The organism is Nocardia sp. NPDC056000 (genome assembly GCF_042269265.1).
Lineage (GTDB): Bacteria > Actinomycetota > Actinomycetes > Mycobacteriales > Mycobacteriaceae > Nocardia.
The window spans coordinates 169,289-192,238 of sequence record NZ_JBHJXS010000011.1; the positions used below are offsets into that span (position 1 = coordinate 169,289).

20 protein-coding genes, 2 tRNA genes and 1 pseudogene are annotated in these 22,950 nt (G+C 66.9%); 15 read left to right on the forward strand and 8 right to left on the reverse strand.

The annotated features are described in order from the left end of the window. The first annotated feature begins 151 nt into the window (after nucleotides 1-151). Genes ACFC4D_RS30395 through ACFC4D_RS30405 form a run of 3 tightly spaced genes read left to right on the forward strand, consistent with a single transcriptional unit; the run spans nucleotide 152 to nucleotide 3,139 of the window. Nucleotides 152-820: a response regulator transcription factor gene (locus tag ACFC4D_RS30395; protein WP_364631090.1), complete on the forward strand. Its 669-nt coding sequence runs from the start codon at nucleotides 152-154 to the stop codon at nucleotides 818-820. Then, nucleotides 817-2,109 carry a sensor histidine kinase gene (locus ACFC4D_RS30400; RefSeq protein WP_375954401.1) on the forward strand — a complete coding sequence of 431 codons (1,293 nt, stop codon included), beginning with the start codon at nucleotides 817-819 and terminating at the stop codon, nucleotides 2,107-2,109. The genes ACFC4D_RS30395 and ACFC4D_RS30400 overlap by 4 nt, the downstream gene beginning before the upstream one ends. Further along, on the forward strand, nucleotides 2,096-3,139 hold the full coding sequence (locus ACFC4D_RS30405; RefSeq protein ID WP_375954400.1) for a hypothetical protein: 1,044 nt from the start codon (nucleotides 2,096-2,098) through the stop codon (nucleotides 3,137-3,139). The genes ACFC4D_RS30400 and ACFC4D_RS30405 overlap by 14 nt, the downstream gene beginning before the upstream one ends. Before the next feature lie 27 nt (nucleotides 3,140-3,166). On the opposite strand, the gene ACFC4D_RS30410 is transcribed toward ACFC4D_RS30405, so the two are convergent. Then, nucleotides 3,167-3,673: a hypothetical protein gene (locus ACFC4D_RS30410; RefSeq protein WP_375954399.1), complete on the reverse strand. Its 507-nt coding sequence runs from the start codon at nucleotides 3,671-3,673 to the stop codon at nucleotides 3,167-3,169. Between the two features lie 146 nt (nucleotides 3,674-3,819). Between ACFC4D_RS30410 and dapA the strand changes: the two genes are divergently transcribed. Together dapA and ACFC4D_RS30420 are read left to right on the forward strand one after the other, a co-directional pair. Continuing rightward, nucleotides 3,820-4,728 (forward strand): 4-hydroxy-tetrahydrodipicolinate synthase, encoded by a 909-nt coding sequence (dapA, locus tag ACFC4D_RS30415; protein ID WP_364631102.1) that lies wholly within the window; start codon nucleotides 3,820-3,822, stop codon nucleotides 4,726-4,728. After that, entirely contained in the window at nucleotides 4,725-6,812 is a 2,088-nt protein-coding gene (locus tag ACFC4D_RS30420) for an RNase J family beta-CASP ribonuclease (RefSeq protein WP_375954398.1), read from the forward strand. Before dapA ends, ACFC4D_RS30420 begins: the two co-directional genes overlap by 4 nt. 220 nt (nucleotides 6,813-7,032) lie before the next feature. On the opposite strand, the gene ACFC4D_RS30425 is transcribed toward ACFC4D_RS30420, so the two are convergent. Further along, nucleotides 7,033-7,590: a hypothetical protein gene (locus ACFC4D_RS30425; RefSeq protein WP_364631108.1), complete on the reverse strand. Its 558-nt coding sequence runs from the start codon at nucleotides 7,588-7,590 to the stop codon at nucleotides 7,033-7,035. Nucleotides 7,591-7,614: 24 nt separating this feature from the next. Then, nucleotides 7,615-8,001, reverse strand: a complete 387-nt coding sequence (locus tag ACFC4D_RS30430) for a DUF4189 domain-containing protein (RefSeq protein ID WP_364631112.1) — start codon at nucleotides 7,999-8,001, stop codon at nucleotides 7,615-7,617. A 371-nt stretch (nucleotides 8,002-8,372) separates the two neighbouring features. Here ACFC4D_RS30430 and ACFC4D_RS30435 point away from each other — a divergent pair, with 371 nt between their 5' ends. The 3 genes from ACFC4D_RS30435 to ACFC4D_RS30445 all read left to right on the forward strand — a co-directional run bounded on the left by ACFC4D_RS30435 (nucleotide 8,373) and on the right by ACFC4D_RS30445 (nucleotide 14,944). Then, nucleotides 8,373-8,990: a TIGR03085 family metal-binding protein gene (locus tag ACFC4D_RS30435; protein WP_376068409.1), complete on the forward strand. Its 618-nt coding sequence runs from the start codon at nucleotides 8,373-8,375 to the stop codon at nucleotides 8,988-8,990. 127 nt (nucleotides 8,991-9,117) lie between these two features. Continuing rightward, a complete protein-coding gene (locus ACFC4D_RS30440; protein WP_376068410.1) occupies nucleotides 9,118-12,039 on the forward strand; it encodes a BTAD domain-containing putative transcriptional regulator in 2,922 nt (973 codons plus the stop codon). Between the two features lie 295 nt (nucleotides 12,040-12,334). Next, complete coding sequence (locus tag ACFC4D_RS30445; protein WP_376068412.1) at nucleotides 12,335-14,944, forward strand: DNA translocase FtsK; 2,610 nt, start codon at nucleotides 12,335-12,337, stop codon at nucleotides 14,942-14,944. Between the two features lie 63 nt (nucleotides 14,945-15,007). Here ACFC4D_RS30445 and ACFC4D_RS30450 read toward each other — a convergent pair whose 3' ends face one another. After that, complete coding sequence (locus ACFC4D_RS30450; RefSeq protein WP_376068413.1) at nucleotides 15,008-15,370, reverse strand: hypothetical protein; 363 nt, start codon at nucleotides 15,368-15,370, stop codon at nucleotides 15,008-15,010. Nucleotides 15,371-15,602: 232 nt separating this feature from the next. Here ACFC4D_RS30450 and ACFC4D_RS30455 point away from each other — a divergent pair, with 232 nt between their 5' ends. Continuing rightward, nucleotides 15,603-16,574: an alpha/beta hydrolase family esterase gene (locus tag ACFC4D_RS30455; RefSeq protein WP_376068414.1), complete on the forward strand. Its 972-nt coding sequence runs from the start codon at nucleotides 15,603-15,605 to the stop codon at nucleotides 16,572-16,574. Between the two features lie 19 nt (nucleotides 16,575-16,593). Here ACFC4D_RS30455 and ACFC4D_RS30460 read toward each other — a convergent pair whose 3' ends face one another. After that, nucleotides 16,594-17,241 (reverse strand): TetR/AcrR family transcriptional regulator, encoded by a 648-nt coding sequence (locus ACFC4D_RS30460; protein ID WP_375954386.1) that lies wholly within the window; start codon nucleotides 17,239-17,241, stop codon nucleotides 16,594-16,596. Nucleotides 17,242-17,659: 418 nt separating this feature from the next. On the opposite strand from ACFC4D_RS30460, the pseudogene ACFC4D_RS30465 reads away from it, so the two are divergent. Beyond that, a pseudogene (locus ACFC4D_RS30465) lies at nucleotides 17,660-18,539 on the forward strand (alpha/beta hydrolase). Between the two features lie 9 nt (nucleotides 18,540-18,548). Here ACFC4D_RS30465 and ACFC4D_RS30470 read toward each other — a convergent pair. Both ACFC4D_RS30470 and ACFC4D_RS30475 read right to left on the reverse strand, forming a co-directional pair. Beyond that, a tRNA-Gln gene (locus tag ACFC4D_RS30470) sits at nucleotides 18,549-18,620 on the reverse strand. A gap of 8 nt (nucleotides 18,621-18,628) precedes the next feature. Beyond that, a tRNA-Arg gene (locus ACFC4D_RS30475) sits at nucleotides 18,629-18,705 on the reverse strand. 366 nt (nucleotides 18,706-19,071) lie between these two features. Here ACFC4D_RS30475 and ACFC4D_RS30480 point away from each other — a divergent pair. Genes ACFC4D_RS30480 through ACFC4D_RS30490 form a run of 3 tightly spaced genes read left to right on the forward strand, consistent with a single transcriptional unit; the run spans nucleotide 19,072 to nucleotide 21,303 of the window. Continuing rightward, nucleotides 19,072-19,899 carry a DUF3137 domain-containing protein gene (locus ACFC4D_RS30480; RefSeq protein ID WP_376068415.1) on the forward strand — a complete coding sequence of 276 codons (828 nt, stop codon included), beginning with the start codon at nucleotides 19,072-19,074 and terminating at the stop codon, nucleotides 19,897-19,899. Then, a complete protein-coding gene (locus ACFC4D_RS30485; protein ID WP_376068417.1) occupies nucleotides 19,896-20,501 on the forward strand; it encodes a LemA family protein in 606 nt (201 codons plus the stop codon). Before ACFC4D_RS30480 ends, ACFC4D_RS30485 begins: the two co-directional genes overlap by 4 nt. Nucleotides 20,502-20,553: 52 nt before the next feature. Further along, entirely contained in the window at nucleotides 20,554-21,303 is a 750-nt protein-coding gene (locus tag ACFC4D_RS30490) for an NAD-dependent deacetylase (protein ID WP_376068419.1), read from the forward strand. A gap of 3 nt (nucleotides 21,304-21,306) precedes the next feature. Here the strand turns inward: ACFC4D_RS30490 and ACFC4D_RS30495 are convergent, their stop codons facing one another. Next, on the reverse strand, nucleotides 21,307-21,855 hold the full coding sequence (locus ACFC4D_RS30495) for a TetR/AcrR family transcriptional regulator (protein WP_375954380.1): 549 nt from the start codon (nucleotides 21,853-21,855) through the stop codon (nucleotides 21,307-21,309). A gap of 126 nt (nucleotides 21,856-21,981) precedes the next feature. Between ACFC4D_RS30495 and ACFC4D_RS30500 the strand changes: the two genes are divergently transcribed. Further along, the gene (locus ACFC4D_RS30500) at nucleotides 21,982-22,500 is read left to right on the forward strand and encodes a hypothetical protein (protein ID WP_375954378.1); all 519 of its coding nucleotides are present in this window, start codon (nucleotides 21,982-21,984) and stop codon (nucleotides 22,498-22,500) included. A gap of 40 nt (nucleotides 22,501-22,540) precedes the next feature. Beyond that, a complete protein-coding gene (locus ACFC4D_RS30505) occupies nucleotides 22,541-22,888 on the forward strand; it encodes a DoxX family protein (protein WP_375954377.1) in 348 nt (115 codons plus the stop codon). The last annotated feature ends 62 nt before the right edge of the window (nucleotides 22,889-22,950 follow it).

Below are 22,950 nucleotides of genomic sequence, written 5' to 3' on the forward strand. Positions count from 1 at the left end.
CCGATCCCTTCACACGCCCTGCGGTTCTCCCCGCAAACCCTACAAACCCGCTCCCGGCTTTTCCCCCCGAATTCTGGTGGCTGACGAATCGGGACTGGTTACCGTCATACTCAGTACGGATATTCGGTTGTGGGAAGAGGTGAGGGCCGCCGTGGAGGCACAGGATTCGGGGATTCGCCGTATCGGGCTGGTGGAGGATCACGAGTCGGTGGCAATCGGTTTGGCGGCCATGTTGGCCCCCGAGGCCGATCTGGAGTTGGTGATCACCGCGGGCACGGTGGCCGAGTTGTTGTCGGCGAACCCGCGTTTGGACCTGGTGGTATTGGATCTGCGGCTGGCCGACGGATCCTCACCGGACGACAATGTGCGATCCCTGCGCGAGCGCGGGATCGAGGTGCTGGTGTTCACCGGGGCGGACAATCCGTTCCTGGTGCGCGAGGCCGCGCGGGCGGGTGTGCTCGGCGTGGTCCGCAAATCCGAGGATGTGCCCACCGTGGTGACCGCGGTGCGCCGCGCCGCCCAGGGCGAACAGGTGGTGACCACCGACTGGGCCGCGGCCATCGACGGTGATCCGCAGCTGTCCAATGTCGGATTGAGCCCGCGCCAGCAGCAGGTCCTGCAGCTGTACGCCTCGGGTGAGAAAGCCTCCCGCGTTGCCCGCATGACCGGCCTCTCGGAACAGACCGTCAACGATTACCTCGGCCGCATCCGGCAGAAGTACGCCGACGCGGGCCGCCCGGCCCCGACCAAAACCGATCTGTACAAGCGGGCAGTCGAGGACGGCTGGCTGCCCGTCCCCGAACGACACCCGCGCGCATGACCGCGTCGGGCACGCTGGACACCACGCCCGGAGCACCCTCGATGTCCGCCGTCACCGCGCTCATTCGGCGGGTGCGCGGCGGACTCACGGTGCCGCAGGAGGATCCGGCCACCGCCGCGTACGACCGCATCATGCGGCGGCTCGGCATCTCCATCGGCATCGCCGGAATCATTGTGGGCGGTATGGAATTGCCGGAGATCGCCGAACAGGGCCGGGTCGCCGGAGCCTGGTGGACGATCACCGCCGTGGTGCTGGCCTTCGGCTGGTATCCGGTGATCGCGGTGGTGTCCGCGCTGGCCGGACCGCGCGCGATCCGCATCGTATGCGGTTGCGCGGCAATCAGTTTCCTCTTCGCGTTCGCCACCATTCCGATCGCGCTGGAAACGCATTCGGTGGACGCCACCACGGTGTGGCCGTACCGCGTGACCGCATTGGCCGTGACAGCGGCCGTGCTGGCCTGGCCCGCGCGCTGGGCCGTCACCTATCTGCTGGTGTCCGCCACCTCGGCGGCGCTGGCCTCGGTGTACACGGTCGCCACCGTCACGCCGCTGTCCGTGGTCGAGAACTTCCTGCGCGCAGCCGGTTTGGCGGCCCTGTTCGTCTGGTGCGGTACCGCCGCCACCGGCGCGGCCGCCCGCGTCGACCGCGAATCCGCCATCGCCAGCCGCCGCGCGGCAGCCGCCGCGGCCGCACAGGGCCGCGATCGCGAACGCGCCCGCTTCGCCGCGCTCATTCACGACGCCGTGCTCTCCACCCTGCTGGAGGCCTCACGCGCGGGCACCCAATCCTCGGTACTGCGCCGCCAGGCCGAGCGCACCCTGGAACAGCTCGACGAATGCCGCGGCGACGACCGCGATCCCGATCTGCTCGACGCCCGCACCGCCGTGCTGTTCCTGAGAACCGCCGTGCACGAGGTGAATCCGAGCATTCGCTTCGCCACCCGCACCTGGCCGGGCTACGACGATCTGCGCATGCCGGTGCATTCGGCCAGCACCATCGCCGCCGCGCTCACCGAAGCGGTGCGTAACAGCCTGCGGCACGCCCATGTCCCCGGCCGCGATGTCCGCCGCACCGTCACCGCGACGATCAGCGCGGGCAGCATTCGCATCGCCTTCACCGATGACGGCGCGGGTTTCGACTTGGCGCGGGTCTCCGCCGACCGGCTCGGCATCTCCATGAGCATCCTGGGCCGCATGCGCCAATTGGCGGGCGGTTCGGCCTTCGTGGAATCCGCACCCGGCGAGGGCACCACCGTGACACTGGTCTGGGGTGGCGATGGTTCCCGTTGAATACCACGCGGCCGAACTGGATTCGCGCTTCGGCCTGCGTGATCTGCTAGGTCTGCGCGGTCGCGCGGCGTGGCTGTTCCTGCTCATCCTGGAAGCCACCATCGGGCTGTACATGCTGCGCAACTTCGGTGAATCACCGCAGTGGGCGGCGCTTTTCAGCATGGTGATCATTCTCAGCGCCGGTGCGCTGGTCATCGTCATGCCGGTGGATCCGCTACCGCTGCCGGTATCGCTGTACGCGGCGGCCTCCGGTCCGATCGCCACCGCGCTCACCATCATGACCCCGTACTCCGAACGCGCGAATCAATCGGTGTGGTCGGCGTTCGCGGCTTCCTATGTATTGACCGTGCTGGTGCTGCGCGGCCGCGGCCGACTTGCCTGGGTGGGCGTCGCCGGTGTCGCCGGGGTGATCCTGCTGGCCGGACTCGGCGAACAACTCGACTCCCGCACGGTGCTCGGCACGCTCGTGCCGATCGGCACCGTCGCCGCCATCTCGGTGTTCGCGGCCGTCATGCGCCCGATGCAGCGCTCGCTGGTGCTGCTGCGCGAGGACGCCATGATCCGCGCCGCTGCCGAGGCCACCATGGCCGCCTCCGACAGCGAGCGCACCCGCCAACTCGCCCGGCTGGACCGGGTGGCGCGCCCGATACTCGAGCGCATTGCCGACGGTGCCGAACTCACCGCCGCCGAACGCGAGGAATGCCGCCTGCTCGAGGCCGAACTCCGCGATGGTCTGCGCGCTCCGCAGCTGGTCACCGATGAACTCAGCGGTGCCGCACGCGGTGCTCGCTCCCGGGGAGTGGAAGTGGTGCTGTTGGACGACGGCGGTTTCGCGGGCGTCCCAGAATGGGTGCGCAGGCGCGTAATCGACGCCGCCACAAGGGAATTGGATGCCGCGAACGCCGGATCGGTAACGGTGCGAGTCCTACCCCTCGGACGCAGCGTGCTCGCCACAGTCCTCGCACACGCCCCGGATCACGACCGCCGCACCGAGATAGATACGGACGGCAAGGTCAGCGTCACCGATTAGCTCGTTGCCGCCGGGCTTGCTGCTCGACTAGTTCGAGGGGTCCTTCGGCTCTTTAGGTTCCCGCGGTTCCCTCGACTCACGCGGCATATCCCAGCGACCCGGGCCGCCCCGCTTCATCTGATCGCGCAGCGCACCCTGCACGGCGGTGGCCATCCACGAGTTCAGCGACTGCCCGCTCTGCGCGGCGGCCTCCTCGGCCCGGGATTTGATCTGCTCCACCAGTCGCAGTGTGACGCGGCTGATATCCCCGGTCATTTCCTCGAACGTCGGTTGATGCTCTTCCTCGGCGGATGCGGTCTTGCGCACATCCACGTGGGCGTCGGTGCCGTCGACCGAGACGCGCACGGTGCGATCGCCGACCGACGCGCTCACCTCGCTCGCCAATTCCGACAGCGCCGCGAGCAGAACCAGCCGGGCCGAACTCTCGGTGGCGGCGGCCAGCGCCGCGGCGGTGGACTGTGTCTTCTCATCGCCCAGAGCGGCCGCGGCGATGAGGTTCTCGCGTAGTTGGGCGGTGTACTTGTTCAGATCCATGACACCAGTGTGCTGTCACATCTGACATCATTCAAGAAAACTTTTGACGTCACCCCAAGGTGGGCGATGCGAATCACCGTTATCGCCGGGCCGGTTCGGGTATAACGATGCAAAAGGTGATTCGATGACCGGGTAGCCTTCTGGCTATGACGAACGGTGAATCGACGCGAATCGAGCTGCGCGCGTCCGGCACAGTCGGTGTCGCGATGGTGACCCCCTTTACCGCCGAAGGCAAGCTCGATGTCGATGCCGGGGTGGCGCTCGCCGCACGCCTGGTCGACGGCGGTGTCGATCTGCTCGCGATCTCCGGAACCACCGGCGAATCGCCCACCACCACCGAGTCCGAGAAGTTCGATCTGCTGCACGCCGTGGTCGACGCGGTCGGTGACCGCGCCACCGTTATCGCGGGCGTCGGCACCTACGACACCGCGCACAGCATCGAGCTGGCACGCACCGCGCAGCGCGCGGGCGCGCACGGTTTGCTCGTCGTCACCCCCTATTACTCCCGTCCCACCCAGGACGGCCTGATCGCGCACTTCACCGCGATCGCGGACAGCACCGATCTGCCCGTCACGCTCTACGACATTCCGCCGCGTTCGGTGGTGGCCATCGCGCCCGACACCATTCGCCGCCTCGCCGAACATCCGCGCATCGTCGCGGTGAAGGACGCCAAGGGCGATCTGAACGCCGGCGCGGAACTGATCGCCGAGACCGGACTGGCGTTCTACTCCGGTGACGATGTGCTCAACCTGCCCTGGTTGTCCGTCGGAGCCACCGGATTCATCAGCGTCATCGGGCATTTGGTGCCCGATCGCCTGCGCGCGCTCGCCACCGCTTATGCGGCCGGTGATGTGGTGCGGGCCCGTGAAATCAATGTCAGCCTGATTCCGCTCAACCGGGCCATGGCCCGCCTGGGCGGCGTCGCCATGACCAAGGGCGCCCTGCGGCTGCTCGGGGTCGAGACCGGGGAGCCACGCTTGCCACAAATCATGCCCACATCCGAACAACTCGCAGAACTCGCGGTCGATTTGCGGGCCGCGGGGGTGCTTGCATGAGCAGCCCCGAGGGACGTCGCCCGCGCCGCACCGCATCCCGCGCCGCGGGAGCCCCGGCCCCCGTGCCGGATAAGCCGGAACCCGTTGCGGCACAGCCGAAAGCGGCCGAGCCCAAGGCCGCTGCCGCGGATAAGCCGGTAGCGCAGGCCGCGCCGGTGGAAGCCGCGGCGGAGCCTCGCGGTCGCAACGGCCGCAATGGCACCGCCCGTGGCGCCCGCAACGGCGATACCGCCGAGGCCGCGCCCGCCAAGACCGAGGCCCCCAAGGCCGAGCCCGCCCGCGCGCGCCAGGACGAATCCGCCCCGCGCTCGCGCCAGGGTGAGCGAAATCGCAAGCCCGGCGGCCGTTCCCGCCAGGGCGGCGGCCGCAACGACCGCTCCGACGCGCCCGCCCAGCCGCGCGTGGAACGCCAGAAGCTGAACCCGCCGCCCGCCGCCCCCAAGGGTGGCCTGCGGGTGTTCGCGCTCGGCGGTATCGGCGAAATCGGCCGCAACATGACCGTTTTCGAATACAACGGCAAGTTGCTGATCATCGACTGCGGTGTGCTGTTCCCCGAGGATCAGCAGCCCGGCGTCGACCTGATCCTGCCCGACTTCGGTCCCATCGAGAATCGGATGGACGATATCGAGGCCGTCGTGCTCACCCACGGCCACGAGGATCACATCGGCGCGGTGCCGTTCCTGCTCCGCCTACGCCGCGATATCCCGGTTGTCGGCGCGAAGTTCACCCTCGCGCTGGTCGCGGCCAAGTGCCGTGAACATCGCCTGCAGCCCAAGCTGATCGAGATCACCGAGGGCCAGCGCACCCAGCACGGACCGTTCGACTGCGAGTACTTCGCGGTGAACCACTCGATCCCCGATGCGATCGCCGTCGCGATCCGCACGCCCGCCGGTATCGCGCTGCACACCGGCGATATCAAGCTGGATCAGCTGCCCCTCGATGGCCGCCTCACCGACCTGGCCGGTTTCTCCCGCCTCGGTGACGAAGGCGTTGACCTGTTCCTGGTCGACTCCACCAATGCCGAGGTCCCCGGATTCGTCACGCCCGAGCGTGAGATCGGCCCCGTGCTGGACAATGTGATCGGCAAGGCCAAGGGCCGAGTCATCGTGGCCTCCTTCGCCTCTCACGTGCACCGCATCCAGCAGGTGGTGGAGGTGGCCCAGCGCTACGACCGCCGCATCTGCTTCGTCGGCCGCTCCATGGTCCGCAATATGCAGATCGCCCAGGACCTCGGCTATCTGGATGTGCCGGACGGCCTCGTGGTCGATATCGATCAGGCCGCGAACCTGCCGGTGCACAAGCTGGTGCTCATCTCCACCGGCTCACAGGGCGAACCGCTCTCGGCGCTGTCCCGGATGGCGCGCGGCGACCACCGCCAGATCAATATCCGCCCCGACGATCTCGTCGTGCTGGCCTCCTCGCTGATCCCCGGCAATGAGAACGCGGTCTTCACCGTGGTCAACGGCCTGACCCGGATCGGCGCGACCGTCATCACCCAGCAGAACGCCAAAGTCCATGTCTCCGGACATGCTTCGGCCGGTGAGCTGCTGTACCTGTACAACGCGGTCCGCCCGACCAATGCCATGCCCGTGCACGGCGAATGGCGGCACCTGCGCGCCAACGCCGCGCTCGCCGTGGCCACCGGCGTTCCCGAAGAGCGAGTCATGCTCGCCGAGAACGGCGTAGTGGTCGACCTGGTGGACGGTATCGCCACCATCACCGGGCGCGTCCCCGTCGGGCAGGTCTACGTGGACGGCCTGTCCGTCGGCGATGTCGGCGAATCCACCCTCTCGGACCGCCTGGTTCTGGGCGAGGGCGGCTTCATCTCCATCACCGTTGCCGTCGATTCCACCACCGGTAAGGCCGTCAGCGCCCCCGAGGTCACCGGTCGCGGCTTCTCCGACGATCCGGACGCGTTGATCGACGCCCACGAGCTCGTGGAAGCCGAACTCCGCCGACTGGCCAGCGAAGGCGTCACCGACACCCACCGCATCGCTCAGAGCGTGCGACGGGTGGTCGGCAAGTGGGTGGCGGACAAGTACCGCCGCCGTCCGATGATCGTTCCCACGGTCATGGGCGTCTGACCCGAGTAACCAACAGCCACACCGCGAGAGCGCCCGGTAGCACCAGCTACCGGGCGCTCTCGCGTATCCGCCAAAAGAGACAACCTATGGATACCTGGATTGAAATATGCGCATCCAGGCATGGGAGTGCGGCGTGGCGGGTGCGGCGAACTCGGTTACCGAACCTTGAAACAAAACCGCCCCGACAACATGAGTGTCGGGGCGGGAACCTCGTAAGGCTCTAGTTGTCCTGGCAGGCAGCCGAATCCAGCTTGGCAGCCTTGACGATGCTGCACGCGAAGGCGTGGTCGACCTTCCATTCGTTGCCCTCGGCGACGAACGAGACGGTGGCGTTGTTCACGGGATTGCCCGCGATGGTGACCTTGGCATCTGCCTTGAGCTTGCCGTCGGCCGGGTCCGGAACGTTGGTGATCTCGACCTTGACGTCGTTCTTCTTGGCGGCGTCGACGAGCTTGGCGACCAATTGCGGGTCCTGGCCCGCGTTTTCGATCCAGTCGATCTTGGTCTTGGCGTCGATGGACGGGTCGAACGCCTTGGTGATCTTGTCGTTCAGTTCGGCGACCGTCGGCTTGGGCAGGTTCGGCGCGGGAGTGGTCGACGGCGGCGCGCCGGTCTCCTTGGTGTCGTCGGTGCTGCCCTGGAAGTTATTGGTGGGTGCGGACGCGCTGGTGGTGGTCGCGCTATCCGATTTGGTCTCGCTGGTGCTGCAGGCGACCAGTCCGAAGGCGGAGGCGGCCAGCGCCACGGCGGCGGTGGCGCGGAAGATGCTGTGCTTCAACGAATTTTCTCCCCTGAACGGATATTAGAGCTGGTAGCCGGTGGTGCAGTTCCAGTGGATGATGGTGGCGTCGGAGCTGTTCCGAGTGAGCGCCTGGGTGCGGGCCGCCGAACGCGAGTACGCCGCACCGTAGGTGTACAGCCCCGCACGGCGGGAGTAGGCAACCGCACCGCAACCGTTTCCGAAGCTGGCGACGACACGGCAGTCGTCGAACGTGCACGAGTTCATCGCACCGCCCTGCGCGGCGGCGCGATCCGGATAGTCATAGGAGTAGCCGATGCGGCCGGTGGACGGCGACAGCGCGATCGCGCCGAAGTTGTCCGTATATGCCCCGGCCGGAGCCGCCAAGCTCACCAGCAGTGAGCCCGCGGCCGCGACCATCACGGCGGCGCCACTGACGATCTTTTTCAAGGTGTTGCCCCTTCGTATGCAGTGGATCCATTCCCCGATGGACCGAGTGATCAAGCTACCGACCCGGATTCGCCGACGCCAACCCGGAACCGGCTCGGCGGCGGCATATCCCACCGCCCCATCCGGGATCGGATCGGGCGGCGCGTAAATGATCAAGGGACGACCTTATGACGGACCGGGTGCTCGGCTTAACTAGCCGAACCGTCCAGCAATTGAGGCGCAACTCAACCGACGCGATCATGTGACCCGGGCGAGTGCGGTCGCGTGATACCGGGGGAGCGCCCATCGGCGTGCGAGCGCCTCGTTCAGCGACCCCGCCACCTGTGCATGCGCATCATGCATCACGCCAACCATCCGGTTAGTGTGGCCTTATGAGTATGGCCCAACGGGAGCGCCAGGCACTGGTGCAGACCATGTCCGCCGCCGGTCCGGACGCGCCCACCCTGTGCGGCACCTGGACGGTGCGAGATCTGGCCGCGCACTTGATCGTTCGCGAACGCCGCCCCGACGCCGCCCCGGGCATCATGCTGAAGCCCTTCGCGCCCTATCTGGAGCGGGTGCAGGACAAGGTCGCCAAGCGGCCGTTCCCGCAGCTGCTCGATGAGATCGCCGGTGGCCCGCCGTGGCTCCTGCGACCGGTCGATTCCCTGATGAATCTCACCGAGATGTACGTCCACCATGAGGACGTGCGTCGCGCCGAACCCGGCTGGGAACCGCGCGAACTCTCCGCCGCCGATGAGGACCGGCTCTGGAAAGTGCTGACCGGCTTGTCGCGCATGGCTTATCGCAAATCGGCGGTTACCGTCGCGCTCACCACACCCGACGGCCGGCGCACGGTTGCGCACCAGGTGGGCGATCGCACCGTCGTACTCGCCGGAAAACCCTCCGAACTGCTGTTCCACGCCTTCGGCCGCAATGCCGTGCGGTTGGAGGCCACCGGCGATCCCGCCGATGTGGAAGCCGTCTACGCGCTCGACCGCAGCGTCTGACCATTCCGGTATGCGGGACGGTCCGCCCGCGCCGGTGGCAGCGTGACCACCGATCATGAAACGATCACGCGTCGGCCGGTAGTTTCTGTGCTCGGCAGCGGCCCGCAGTGTGATGAGGTGGTAGGCAATGTCTTGGCAACTGGCGGTTCTCGGGCCGGTCGAGCTGACGACGGAGGGCGTCCCCGCCGCACCCATGCCACCCAAGCACCAGGCCGCGCTCGTCATGCTCGCCTTCGCGCGCGGGCGCACCGTATCGATCGAGGAACTCGCCGACGGGATTTGGGGCGTCGATCGTCCCTCCTCCGCGGTGGGCGCGCTGCGTAATTACGCGTGGGCGCTGCGCAAGCAGCTGGCGGCGCGGCCGGAGACGGTGCGATTGTTCTCGGAGTCGCGCGGCTACCGCCTGGAAGGTCCGCTCGAACTCGATATCGATCGCATCGACGGTTGCCGCGCCGAGGCCGAACAGGCCCGCGCGGACGGACATTTGGAGCGGGCGGACGCCATCCTGCGGGCGCAGCTGCGGCTGTGGCGCGGTGATCCGCTCGCCGGTGTGCCCGGACCGTGGGCCGGTGCCGAACGCGCCCGATTACGTCGTTTACAGCGGGTGCTGCGCGAGGATCTCATCGATATCACCGTGCGGCGCGGGGATTATTCGCGTGCCCTGGCCGATCTGGAAGCCCTGATCACCGTCGACCCGCACAGCGAGCGATTGCGTGGGCTCATGATGACCGCGCTGTACCGGGCCGGGCGGCGCACCGAGGCGCTGGGCGAATATCAGCGCATCCGGCGGCTGCTGGTCGCCGAACAGGGCATCGAACCCGGGCCCGCGCTGCTGGAATTGCATCGCCAGATCCTGTCCGATGAATTGCCCGGCGATGGGTCCGCGGTGGCGGTGCAGCCGAAACCCGCGCAATTGCCGCCGGACACAGCCGATTTCACCGGCCGCCGGGAATTGGCGCGCGAACTGTGCGCCGTACTGGCCGACAGCATCACCCCGATCGTGGCCATCTCGGGCATGGGCGGGGTCGGCAAGACGGCGCTGGCATTGCATGTGGCACACCGGATTCGGGATCGATATCCGGACGGGCAGCTGTATGTCGATCTGCACGGCGCGGGCGCGGATCCGGCCGAACCCGAACAGGTGCTGGGCGCACTGCTGCGCGGATTGAATGTGCCGCCGCGCGATGTACCCGCCGGGGCGGCCGAGCGGGCGGCCCTGTTCCGATCCGCCGTGAGCGGGCGTCGCATGCTGCTCGTGCTCGACAATGCCTGTGACGCAGCGCAAATCGCGCCGCTGCTACCCGGTGAGCCGGGATGCGCGGTGCTGGTGACGGCACGGCGGCCCATGACCGCTCTGCCCGGCGTGCGCTCGGCCGCGCTGAAGGTGCTCGAAACCGATGAGGCCGCAGCGCTTTTCACGCGAATCGTCGGCCCCGCCCGGGTCAACGCCGAACCCGAATCCACCCGTCGCATTGTCGAACTGTGCGGGCGGCTGCCCATGGCGGTGCGGATCGTGGCGGCGCGGGTCGCGGCCCGCCCGCAGTGGACCATTGTCTCCGAGGCGGACCGGCTGGCCGCGGAACGCCATGACCTGGATCGTTTCCGCGCCGGGGATCTGGCGCTGACCGCCGCTTTCCGCGCCGGATACGAACAGCTGCCGGTCGAGGCCGCGCGCGCCTTCCGGCTGCTGGCCGTCGCCGAACTCCCGGATCTGCCGCTGGCCGCCACCGCGGCGGTGCTGGACACCATCGAACCGCTCGCCGAGGATCTGTGCGAGGAGCTGGTCGATCGCGGCATGCTCGAGACGGTGGGCCGCGGGCGCTACCACTATCACGATCTGATGCGCCTGTTCGCGGCCGGTCGTCAGCAGGCCGAACCGATCGTATGCCCGGACCGGCGCGCCGTCGTGGACCCCGTCGAGCGGCTGCTCGACTACTACCTGGCCACCATGAAAACCGTGCTGCGCGTGCGGCATCCGGGCGTTCGGCTGGGCTTGACCGCCACCGCGCATCCGGGCACCCGGCTGGCGGATCTCGATTCCACCCGCGATTTCATGAATGTGGAGCGGCGGAATCTGGTTGCGCTGTACCGGTTGGCGGCGGTGGGTACCCGGCGGCATCGGCTGCTCGCGGCGGACCTCGCGCTCGCGGTGTCCGGCACCATGCTCGCCAGCGATGCCACGGTCGATATCGAGAAGGCGCTGGAGGAATTGATCCGCGCCTGCGAAGCCGACGGTAATTCGTTGTCGGCCAGTCGTGCTCGGCTTGCGCTGGTATTCGTGGTCGTTTCCGAGCTCGGTGAACCCGAGCGGGCCGCGGCGCATGTGGACCGACTACTGGACGATGTGAACACCGAGGCCGAACCCTGGGTCGCGGGCACCACGCATATCTTCGCGGGCGCGCTCGGCATGCATCATCACGATCCGGTCCGCGCCGCAACGCATTTCGCCGCCGCCCTGCGCCTGTACCGTTGCGGCGCGAGCCCGGAATGCGTCCGGGTGGCGTATTCCCTGCTCGCCCAGGCGCATTCGGCGGCGGGCCGGGACCGTGATTCGCTCGCCGCCGCCGCCCGCGCCGTGGTCGGCGACACCCGTCCCGGCACCCGGCGAAATGTCATGTGGGCCTTGACCGAAGCGGCCTGCGTGCTCAGCGGCCAGGGTGAAGCCGAACTGGGCGCCCGCCTGTTCGACGCCGCCCTGCGCACCGCCCGCCGCGGCGGCTCCACCCGCTTCGAATCCACCGTGCACTCCCGCGCCGCCGTCGCCCACCTGTCCGCCGGTCGCCTCCCGCAGGCGGCCGAACACGCCGAACGCGCCGAAGCCACTCGCGACTCCTCCCGCCCCGGCGTCCTGCACACCTACAACCTCTACAACCTGCTGGTCCGCTACACCGCCCTGCGCCGCATGGGCCGCAATGTCGACGCCGCCGAGTGCTACCGCACCGCCACCACCCAGATCCCCGACTTCGACCAGGCCCTGATCCGCTGGGGCGCGCTCGTCGACCCCACCCCGCACTCCGGCCGCCCCGAGCCGGTCCCCGTCGGCGGCTGAGGCGGCGGCGTCACCCGGATCGACCCCCGCGGCCGGTGTCTTCGTTCGCATGGTCCGCGATACATGCGAACGGCCGTGCGGGCGGTCACCCAGTGCGGTAGCGGGTGGCCGACACGCCGTTTTTCGCACTGTCCGCGTGACACCGCCCGTTTCCGGTCTCGGGTGCGGGAGCATGTGATGGGCGGTGTTCGCGGACTTCGGCGGCGATAGGCGTTGCCTATCCCACAGGGCTGTTGTGGGTGGGCCGGGTGTTGCGGATGGTCCGGGTGGGGCGTTTGCGGCTAGCCTGGGGGTCATGCCAGGTAAGTCCCGCGGTGCCGCAACGTCACGTTCGCGAGCGGGATCGACGCGGGGGCAGACTCCTGCACGGTCCCGGGCGCGTACTCCGCGTGCCGCCGCGGGCGGTCGCACCGCTAGCGCCGGTCGCACTCGAAGCCCCAAACGTCCGGCCGCCGCGCGCAGGCCCGCGCCGCGCCGCAGGTCCGATACCGCGCCGTTGGCGGTGGTCACGCGGGCGGTGAACAACGGCTGGAACATGCTGGCGCGCGGGCTCGGCGCGAGCACCCGGGCGGTGAGCCGGGCGGGGGAGATCGAGCACGGGCATCGGCGCGACGGAATCGCGCTGGGGCTGGTGGCATTCGGCATCGTGATCGCGGTGGCGGTGTGGTTGTCCGCGGGCGGCCCGGTCGGGCGCGGGGTGGATACCGCGATTCGCTGGATCGCCGGATCCGCTTCGGCGGCACTGCCGTTCGTGGCCATCGGCATCGCGGTGATTCTCATGCGCACCGAACCGCATCCGGAGATCCGGCCGCGGCTGGTGCTGGGCGGGCTGCTCACCGGACTGCCGATACTGGGTATCTGGCATCTGGCGGCGGGTTCGCCCACCGATATGCACGGTCGCGCGCACGGTGCGGGATTCGTCGGCTATGTCATCGGCGGTCCGCTCAGCGACGGGCTCAGCGCGTTCCTGGCGGTGCCATTGCTGATGCTGGCCATAGGATTCGGTCTGCTGCTGCTGACCGGCACCACGGTGCGTGAGGTGCCCGAGGCGCTGCGCGAGATCTTCGGCACCGGCAGCCGCGGCGACGAATACGAGAGCTACTCCGATGAACCCGGTCTCTACGATCCGGCCAATTACGACGAGGACGGTTTCCCGCGCCACGAGGGCGTGAAATCCCGCCGTCGCGGTCGCACCCCGTCGGAGAACTATCCGCCCGACGAATTCGGCGGTTCGGACGCGGCCACCGAGATCATCGGCGAACCGCCGCTGCAGGACGCCAAGGAGATCGCGGCCGAGGAGCCGCCGAAACCCAAGGCGCGCAAGGCCCCCAAGGTCGTCGATCAGACCCCGCCGCCCCCGCCGCCGCAGCAGCTGGAATTCGTCACCGAGCGGGAGGTGGACGGCGATTACAATCTGCCGCCGCTGACCCTGCTCACCGATGGCGAACCGCCCAAGAAGCGCAGCGCCGCCAATGAATCCATGATCGAGGCCATCACCGAGGTGCTGGTCCAGTTCAAAATCGACGCCGCCGTCACGGGTTTCGTGCGCGGCCCGACGGTCACCCGGTACGAGGTCGAGCTCGGCCCGGGCGTGAAGGTCGAGAAGATCACCGCGCTGGCCCGCAATATCGCCTATGCGGTGGCGACCGAGAATGTGCGTCTGCTCGCACCCATCCCGGGCAAATCCGCGGTCGGCATCGAAGTGCCCAATGCCGATAGGGAATTGGTGCGCCTGGCCGATGTGCTCAAGGCCCCGTCGACCCGAAACGATCACCATCCCTTGGTGATCGGCCTCGGCAAGAACATCGAGGGCGAATACCTCTCGGCGAATCTGGCCAAGATGCCGCATCTCCTGGTCGCCGGTTCCACCGGTTCGGGTAAGTCGAGTTTCGTGAATTCCATGCTGATCTCACTGTTGCACCGGGCCACCCCCGATGAGGTCCGCATGATTCTCATCGACCCCAAGATGGTGGAACTCACGCCGTACGAAGGCATTCCGCATCTGATCACCCCCATCATCACCCAGCCCAAGAAGGCCGCCGCCGCGCTGGCCTGGCTGGTGGAGGAGATGGAACAGCGGTATCAGGATATGCAGGCCAACAAGGTCCGTCATATCGACGATTTCAACCGCAAGGTGAAATCGGGCCAGATCACGGCTCCGCTGGGCAGTGAACGCGTCTACCGCCCGTACCCGTACATTCTGGCCATTGTCGACGAGCTCGCCGACCTCATGATGACCGCGCCGCGCGATGTGGAAGACGCCATCGTCCGCATCACCCAGAAGGCTCGTGCGGCGGGCATTCACCTGGTGCTCGCGACGCAGCGTCCCTCGGTGGACGTGGTCACCGGCCTGATCAAGACCAATGTCCCGTCCCGATTGGCCTTCGCGACCTCGTCATTGACGGACTCGCGAGTCATCCTCGATCAGCCGGGTGCGGAAAAGCTCATCGGTATGGGTGACGGCCTGTTCCTGCCCATGGGCGCGAGCAAGCCGACCCGTCTGCAGGGCGCGTTCATCTCCGACGAGGAAATCCAAGCCGTCGTAGATTTCGCCAAAACCCAGGCCGAACCCGAATATCAGGAAGGCATCACCGCCGCCAAGACCGGCGAGAAGAAGGATGTCGACCCCGATATCGGCGACGATCTCGACCTGCTGCTGCAGGCCATCGAATTGGTTGTCACCTCGCAATTCGGCTCCACCTCGATGCTGCAGCGCAAACTCCGCGTCGGCTTCGCCAAGGCGGGCCGCCTGATGGATCTGATGGAGACGCGGGAAGTGGTGGGCCCGTCCGAAGGGTCCAAGGCCCGCGATGTCCTCATCAAGCCCGATGAATTGGACGGGCTGCTCTGGACCATTCGCGGCGGCGGCGGTGAGCCCCCGGACTCCGGCGACTCCGATAGCTGATCACCCCCGGCCGCGCCATCGGGAGATACGGGCCCGATGGTGCGCCGGTGGTGCTCCCGCGGATCAATTCGGTGCGGGCGGCTGCCAGCAGGCCAGCGGCGGTCCCGGCGGGTAGAGCAGCGACCAGCCGATGAGTGCGCCGATACCCGCGCCGATCAGGGCTCCGGGCAGGGCGCTGAAGGTGCCGCCGATGAGACCGCCGGTCAGTGCGCCGAGAATGGCATTGCACTGGTGCATCGTCACATCGGGATCATCGACAGTGCCCGCGGCCGGCGGCGGCGCGTCTTCCACGGGAATCGAAATACTCTGCCCGACATCGGGATTCGGGCCTTCCACGGACGGGTCCGCGCCCGCCACACCAGTTGCCGTGAATACCGTGACTCCTATTGCGAGCACGGCGGTTGCAGTGAATCGTTTGATTCTCATAGCTCCTTCTTCCGTGTCGAAAAAAGCGGACTATTGTGAATCAATTTCTGCTGCCAGGTAGCTGATTCATGCGTACCAGACATGACAAATACGCATTATCGTTTCCGGAATTTCGTAATCAGAGAGTGCGGCGGGAGCTCTACTGTCAGAACGCTAGTAATTTTCGGTTGCCGCCGGTACGCTGACCGTCTTGTCCGAGCTCGCTCGCAGTGATCGCCGGAGGGGAACTCGAATGCTGACCAGGACAGTGCGCGGCGTACTGGCGGGGATGGTGTTATCGCTGGTGGTCGCGGTGCCGTCGATCGCCGATGTCACCGCGGCGGCGCAGACCACCGATCTGAGCTGGCACGAGTACGGCTCCGGCGCTGCGGCTCGGCGCTACCTGCTGTACCGGCCGCCGCAACTCGCGGCAGGCAGTCCGGTCGTGATGTGGTTGCACGGGTGCTGGTTTCGCGGCACCGACCCGTCGGACGCGGACCGGGAGCGGGATGCGATCGCGACCGGATTCCCGGCGCTGGCGGCGGCGCAGGGGTTCGCGGTCGTCTTCCCGCAGCAATCCCGCTCGGCCAACTCCGATGAGTGCTGGAACTGGTTCGATCCGGTGCAGCAGTGGTGCGAGCGGGGTGAGGTCGCCACGCTCGCGGGCATGGTCTCCGAGGCGGTGGATGAGCTGCGCGCCGATCCGAAGCGGGTATATCTGGCCGGGCATTCGGCGGGCGGCGCGATGACGGCCGTCCTGGGCGCGGTGCATCCAGAACGGTTCGCCGCGCTCGGGATCAGCGCCGGATTTCCGGCCGTGACCGGCCTGGACTCACTCGGCACCATCGCGGGCTCCCGGATGATCGAGCGCGGGGTGCGGTCGTTGCCGGTCACGGTGGTCACCGGCAGCGCGGACCCGGTATCACCGCCGTGGGTGCAGGGGCTGGTCGCGGGGGAGTGGCGGAGTGCGGGTCTGGCCGCGAGTGCCGGGCGGGTGGATATCCTCGCCGCCGTCGCCGCTGCGATCGTGCCGCCGACGCCGGACTCGGTCGATACCTACCCCGCCGGTGATGGCGAATACGCCCGCACCGTTTCGCATTACGACATCGACGGCCGAATCGGCGTGGACCACTGGGTGTTCGGGAAGATGGGTCACGAATATCCCGCCGCGACCATGACTCCCGCGCTCTGGCGGTTCTTCACCGCGAGCGGCGCATCGCGATAGCGGCGATTTCTCCTGCGTCTCAGTCCTTTTCGGTTACCCGCGAGAGGAGGTAGTCGTAGGCGGCGACCACCCGCTCATCGAGTTCCGCCAGGGGCACGCCGATATCGCTCGCCACGACCCGGCGGAAGATGGCGTATCCGGCGACGGTCGCCGCCGTCAGCACGTGCAGGGCTTCCGCGTCCACGTCCGGGGGCAGCGCGCCGTATGCCTTATCGCGTTGCAGGGCGGCGGTCATCTCATCGGGTTCGCTGAAGATGGAGAGCTGTTCATCGCCGTCGAGGGCGAGCATCGCCATGAATGCCATCCATTTGCCGGACAGGGACGCCTGCATCAGCCGTCGGCGGCGCTCGGCAAACGGCACATTCCAGTGATCCGGTGACTGCGAGGCCAGCCCGGCGAGTCGATCCGCCAGTGCCGCGCGCAGGAGTTCCTGGCGGCTGCCGAAGAGCTGATAGATCTGGCCCCGGTTCACATTCGCTTCGGCCGCAACCTCGTTGAGATTGAGCCCGGCCAGTATGCCGTCGCGTTCCAGCAGCCGTTCGACGGCGTCGAACAGATCCGATTCGGTGCGCGCGCGATCGCGTTTCTTGCGCGGCCGGGGCGTGGTCGGCTCGTCCATATCGCAGATCTTGCCCCATGGTGGCGGCCGCGCTTTATCGAAGGCCAATCATGGAGTGTTACTGGATGATTGCTGTGATTGTCATCATACTAGCGAAACGCTAGTAATTATCCCGAGCGGTCTCTACGCTGGCGATCGCCGGACACTTCATTCCGGCAGCACCGAAAAGGAAAGGCAGTCAATTGATTCCAGTCATCATCGACACCGGTAGCGCCGCCTTCGGCGGTCTTTTCCACACCCTGGGAGCCGCGCTCGGCGGCATTGTCAACACCCTCTGGACCGGCTCCTTCGGCCGCTGACAACACCCCGTTGATTCACTGATCCGGCGGGTAGCCGACTCCTTACCCCTCGTCAGAGCCGGCTACCCGCTCGACCATTTCCGAACACACTGCGGCACAACCCCGTTACGCGAGGAGCGCGAGTGATCCGGCACCTGAACACCCGACGGACGACCCTCGGCGTATGTCTGTTGCTCGCGACGGCGCTACCCGGTCTCGGGCCCGCCCATGCCGAAAGTCCCGATGATTCCAGCATCGCCAATTCCACCGTCGTGGACGACCGCCACCTGAACCTCGACGTCTATTCGGCCGCGATGGGCCGCACTATCACCGTCGAAGTCCAACTTCCCGCCGATAACACCCGGCCGCGACCGGTGCTGTACCTGCTCAATGGCGCGGACGGTGGTGAGGGCACCGCGAATTGGGATCATCGCGCACCCGAGGCGCTGGATTTCCTGGCGGGCAAGGACGTCAATTCTCACCGAGGAGCTCCCGCCACTGATCGACCGGGCACTGAATACCAGCGGGCAGAACGCGATCGCGGGACTGTCGACCTCGGGCACCTCGGTGCTGCAACTGGCGATCGCGAAGCCCGGCCTCTACGGCTCGGTGGCCGCCTACAGCGGATGTGCGCAGATCAGCGACCCGCTCGGCTATCAATTCGTGAATCTGGTTGTCCAGCAGGGGCGCGGTGACACCGCGAATATGTACGGCCCGCAGGGCGATCCGATGTGGGCCGATAATGATCCGTACGTGCACGCGGATCAACTGCGCGGCCTGAACCTGTTCATCTCCAGCGGCTCCGGCCTGCCCGGCCCGCATGACACCCTGGACGGTCCCTACACGCTGCCGGGCATTCCCGGTCTGGCCAATCAGATCACGGTCGGCGGCGTGCTCGAAGCCGCCACCGACTATTGCAGCCACAATCTCCAGACACGTCTGACCGCGCTCGGAATTCCCGCCACCTATGACTTCCCGCCCACCGGAACCCATTCCTGGGGTTACTGGCATGACGCGCTGATCAATTCGTGGCCGGTGCTGGCACGTGGCCTCGGCCTGCCGGAATGATCCGTGGAGCTGAAGCGCCAGGATTCGAACCTGAACCGGCGGAATCAGAATCCGCCATGCTGCCGATTACACCACGCTTCATTGAAATATGGAGTGCCCGGGAGGAATTGAACCTCCAGCCTTCTCGTTCGTAGCGAGACGCTCTGTCCGTTTGAGCTACGGGCACATGCCCCGCACGGATGTCCGCATTGACATCTACTCGCCATCGAGGTGTGCGGGTGTGAGTGTTCGGGAATGAAAAAGGGCCGCTCCGTGGCTGATTCGCCAGAGCGGCCCTGCGGTCTACCGGTAGACCTAGGGACCGCTGCGAATACGGCGGCGGAGCGATTGTCCGAACATGTTCTCCGCCTTCCCTTTTCTCGTATCGGATCGTTGTATCGAAGGTAGCAGCCGGTCGCCGGGGGCGAAACCGAATTATCGGCCGGGTGATCACCCGGGGGCTCGCCGGGCCGGGACCAGGTGTTTAACCGGTTGCGGGTGCCTGAGACAATCGGTGCGGTCGCTCAGGGTGGGCGGCGTGGGGGTGGGCACGATGAGTGATGTGACCGAGCGGGAAGCGCGCGGTGACGGCGGTCCGGTGTGGTCTCGGCCGTGGTTTCTCAATACTTTGTCGCTGGCGACTTTCGTTGCGCTGGTGATCTTCCAGTATCGGTGGTGGCATGATCACGGCCGCCCGCTCGCATGGGTACTGCTGCCGCTCACGCCATTCCTGGCTTTCCTGCCGTCCGGAATTATCGTGAAATCGTTCCGCAAGCGGTGGACGGCGCGGTGGGCGGGAGAGAACGGCTTCGAATACCGGCGCTCATCCGAGTGGCCGGTGCCGACCTGGGATTTTCCGCCGTTCAATATCGGCCGGGCGCGGCGCTATCGGATCCGGGACACCATGCAGGGGAGAGCCGGCGACTATCCGGCGATCTTCTTCCACCTGACCTGGCTGCACAATAACCGGATCAATGTCAGCACCCACTATCGGAACGTCTTCGTACTGACGCTGCCCGCGGCACTGCCCAGACTGACCCTCGGGGTGACGCTGGATATGACCACCGGTGCTCGAGTGGAGTTCGAATCGGCGGACTTCAACGACAAATTCTCGGTGTATTCCGCGAACCCGGGGTTCGCGCACGCGGTGCTCACACCGCGCACGATCGGCGAACTGCTGGACATCGCCGGTCGGCACGGCGGCGCGGTCATGTTGACCAAATTCGAAATCGTCGGAAACCTGTTGGTCGGCACTACCACCCTGGGCAATCGGCCCCGTGAGATCGGGGCGGTCTTCGACGCGATGCGCGTAATCGCCGATGGCATCCCACGATTCGTCTGGACCGATTACGGATCCCCCGCTGAAAGGGAACACGCATGACCCTCATCGTCGTAGTGCTCATCGTCATCGCACTGGTGGCGATGCTGTGGTACTTCGCCGCGTACAACGATTTCGTTCGATTGCGGAATCTGGTCGCCGAATCCTGGCGGCAGGTCGATGTCGAACTGCAACGCCGTCACGAGCTGGTGCCGAATCTGGTGGCAACGGTCGAACGCGCCGCCGAATTCGAGCGTGGAACCCTGGAGGCCGTGGTCTCGGCGCGCAACAGTGCGCGCGCACTCGCCGCCGACCCGGTCGAAACCCACGGTGAGATCACCGGCGTCGCGACCGCCGAAAACGCCCTCACCTCGGCGCTGTCACATCTGTCGGCGCTCGCCGAACAGTATCCCGACCTCGGATCGGTCAAGAACTACGCGGCACTGCAACGCGAACTGAGCGATGTCGAGGATCGAATCGCCGCGGCCCGGCGCCTCTACAACGCGAACGTCCGCGCTCTGAACACGAAAATCGAATCGATCCCCGCCTCGATGGTGGCCAGGCGCCATCATGTGTCGCCCGCGCAGTATTTCGATATCAGCACCCCCGAAGCACGCGCGGGCGTCCGGGTGGATCGGTTGTTCCGGAATCAACAGGATCGGTAGAGCTCCGAAATTCGGTCGCGCGCGGCTGCCCGGCTCGCCTACCTTCCCCGGAATGGAAGAGATGGGCTGGGCAAGCGGTGTGACCCGGGTGGCGGTGCTGACGGGCGCGGGGATCTCCACCGATTCCGGACTGCCCGATTACCGTGGGCCGCAAGGGACGTGGACCAGGAACCCGTCGCTCGCCGGTGCTTTCACCGAGCGCGAGTTCCTGGCCTCGGCCGATATGCGCCGCCAATTCTGGCGCGAGTTCAACGCCCTGCACCGGGCTGATGCGGAACCCAATGCCGCACACCGGGCGTTGGCGGAACTCGATCGCACCGGTATCGCCATGCGCGTGCTGACGCAGAATGTCGACGGATTGCATCAGCGCGCCGGATCACCGGATCGCAAGGTGCTCGAATTGCACGGCAGCTTCACGAACGTCGATTGCCGGCAATGCGGACAGCGTGGCACGACCGCGGACGCCCTGGCGAAAGTCGCTGCGGGCGAGGACGATCCGCGCTGTGCGTGCGGCGGAATCCTGAAACCGTCCATCGTCATGTTCGGTGAGCAGCTCGACAGCGATGTGCTGAACAAGGCGCGCGTAATCGCCGCGGCCAGTCAGCTTTTCCTCGCGATCGGCACATCGTTGCAGGTCGAACCCGCGGCCTCGCTGTGCGCGCTCGCGGTCGGCGGCGGCGCGAACCTGGTCATCGTCAACAATGCCCCCACCCCGTACGACGATATGGCGGTCGAGGTGATCCGGGAGCCGATCGGCACGGCGGTACCCCGCATCTGCCGGAGCATCGCGGCCGCGCGGTAAGGGCTACTTCAACACGAATTGGATTGCACTGTCGATGATTTCGGCACGAGACCCGGTGCCGTGTTCGGCGGTGATCAGATAGTTGGCGATCACCAGTGAGAACGCGAGCATGGCCCGGGCCTCGACCTCGCGCGGATCGTCGCTGATCGTGCCGATCAGATCGCGCAGGTATTCCATGCGCTCGTTATCGACCCGCCGCAGCCGATCGGCGACGGCGGGATCGCGTCGCGCCCATTCGCGGACCGCGAGATCGATGGGCAGCAGTCTGGGGGAGAAGGTGAGCGCACCGGCCTTGCGCACCTTGGCTTTGGCGTCCCCGCCCTCGCGTTCAACGCGCTCGCGCACCTCGTCGACGGTGCGAAGTTCCCAGCTGTCCAGTACGGCGTCGAGCAATTCCTGGCGGCTCGCGAACTGCCGGTAGAACCCGCCCCGGGTGACGCCGAGCCGGGCGGCGAGCGTTTCGACCCGGATGGCCTCGGCACCCGCCTCGGCCAGGATCGCCAGGGCGGCGTCGATCCAGGCTTGTCGGGGAGTGCGCACCGGTGGGGCCATCGATGTCAACCAATCAGTAGTCGGTGCTGTTGATTCAATCATCCGCGATAGATACAGTACTGTTCTGTATCTATCGATGGCGGACGACACACCGCCACCGACGACACTGATCGATAGGGAATCCACATGACGCACCGTGACTCGAACGAGCGGTATGCCGACACCGAACCGCTGATCGTCGAGGAGGTGGGCCTCGATGCCGACACACTCGCCCTCACCACCCTGACCGGCTTCGGGCATTACGACGCGCACCTGTTGCGCACCAGCGCATCCGGTACGCGTCCGGCCGAACAGTGGGCTCGGGAGATTCTGGAGGAGGTGGCCCCGGACGTCGCGACGGCGCTTCAGCGGGGCTGGCGGAGGATCGCGCTCCAGCTCGCCCCCGTCGGCTCCGAGGGGACGATCGCGGGCTGGCCCATCGCGTACTCCGCACCCGAATACCTGCTGCTGCAGGCGGAATCCACCCGTGGCTTCGAAGGTCAGCTGCTCTTCCGCCGCGATGACACCGGCGTGCTGCTGGCGACTTTCGTCCGATTCATCGATCCGGCCGCCCGGGCTATCTGGGAGCGCGTCCTGCCCAACCATCTCGAGTTCGTGCGCTCGCTACTCACCGCGCGGGCCCGGCGGCTCGCGCCCACCGCCTGACCGTCACCGAAACAGCTTCACGCACAAAGGATCTCGAACAATGACCACCGCTTATCACATTGTCGCCATCGTCGCCGCGCTCTGGATCGGCTTCTCCGGGTTCTCCCTGTTCACCCGGAAGCAGTTCGTCGTCGAACCGCTCGAACAGTACGGCGTCCCCGCGCCCTGGTGGAATTGGTTGGCGCTGGCCAAATCCGCGGGCGCGCTCGGCCTGATCGCCGGCTTCTTCCTCCCGCCGATCGGTATCGCGGCCGCGCTCTGCCTCATCCTCTATTTCCTGCTGGCGTCGGCGACCTCGATCCGTGCCGGTCACGCGGGATCGGCCATCTTCCCGGTGTTGTATCTGGTGCCCGCCGCGGCGACCGTCGCCCTGCAATTGGCCGCGTGACACCGGCTCGATCCAGCACGACAGCGCATCCGGTGGAACTGCTTTCGGGCGACGGGCGAATT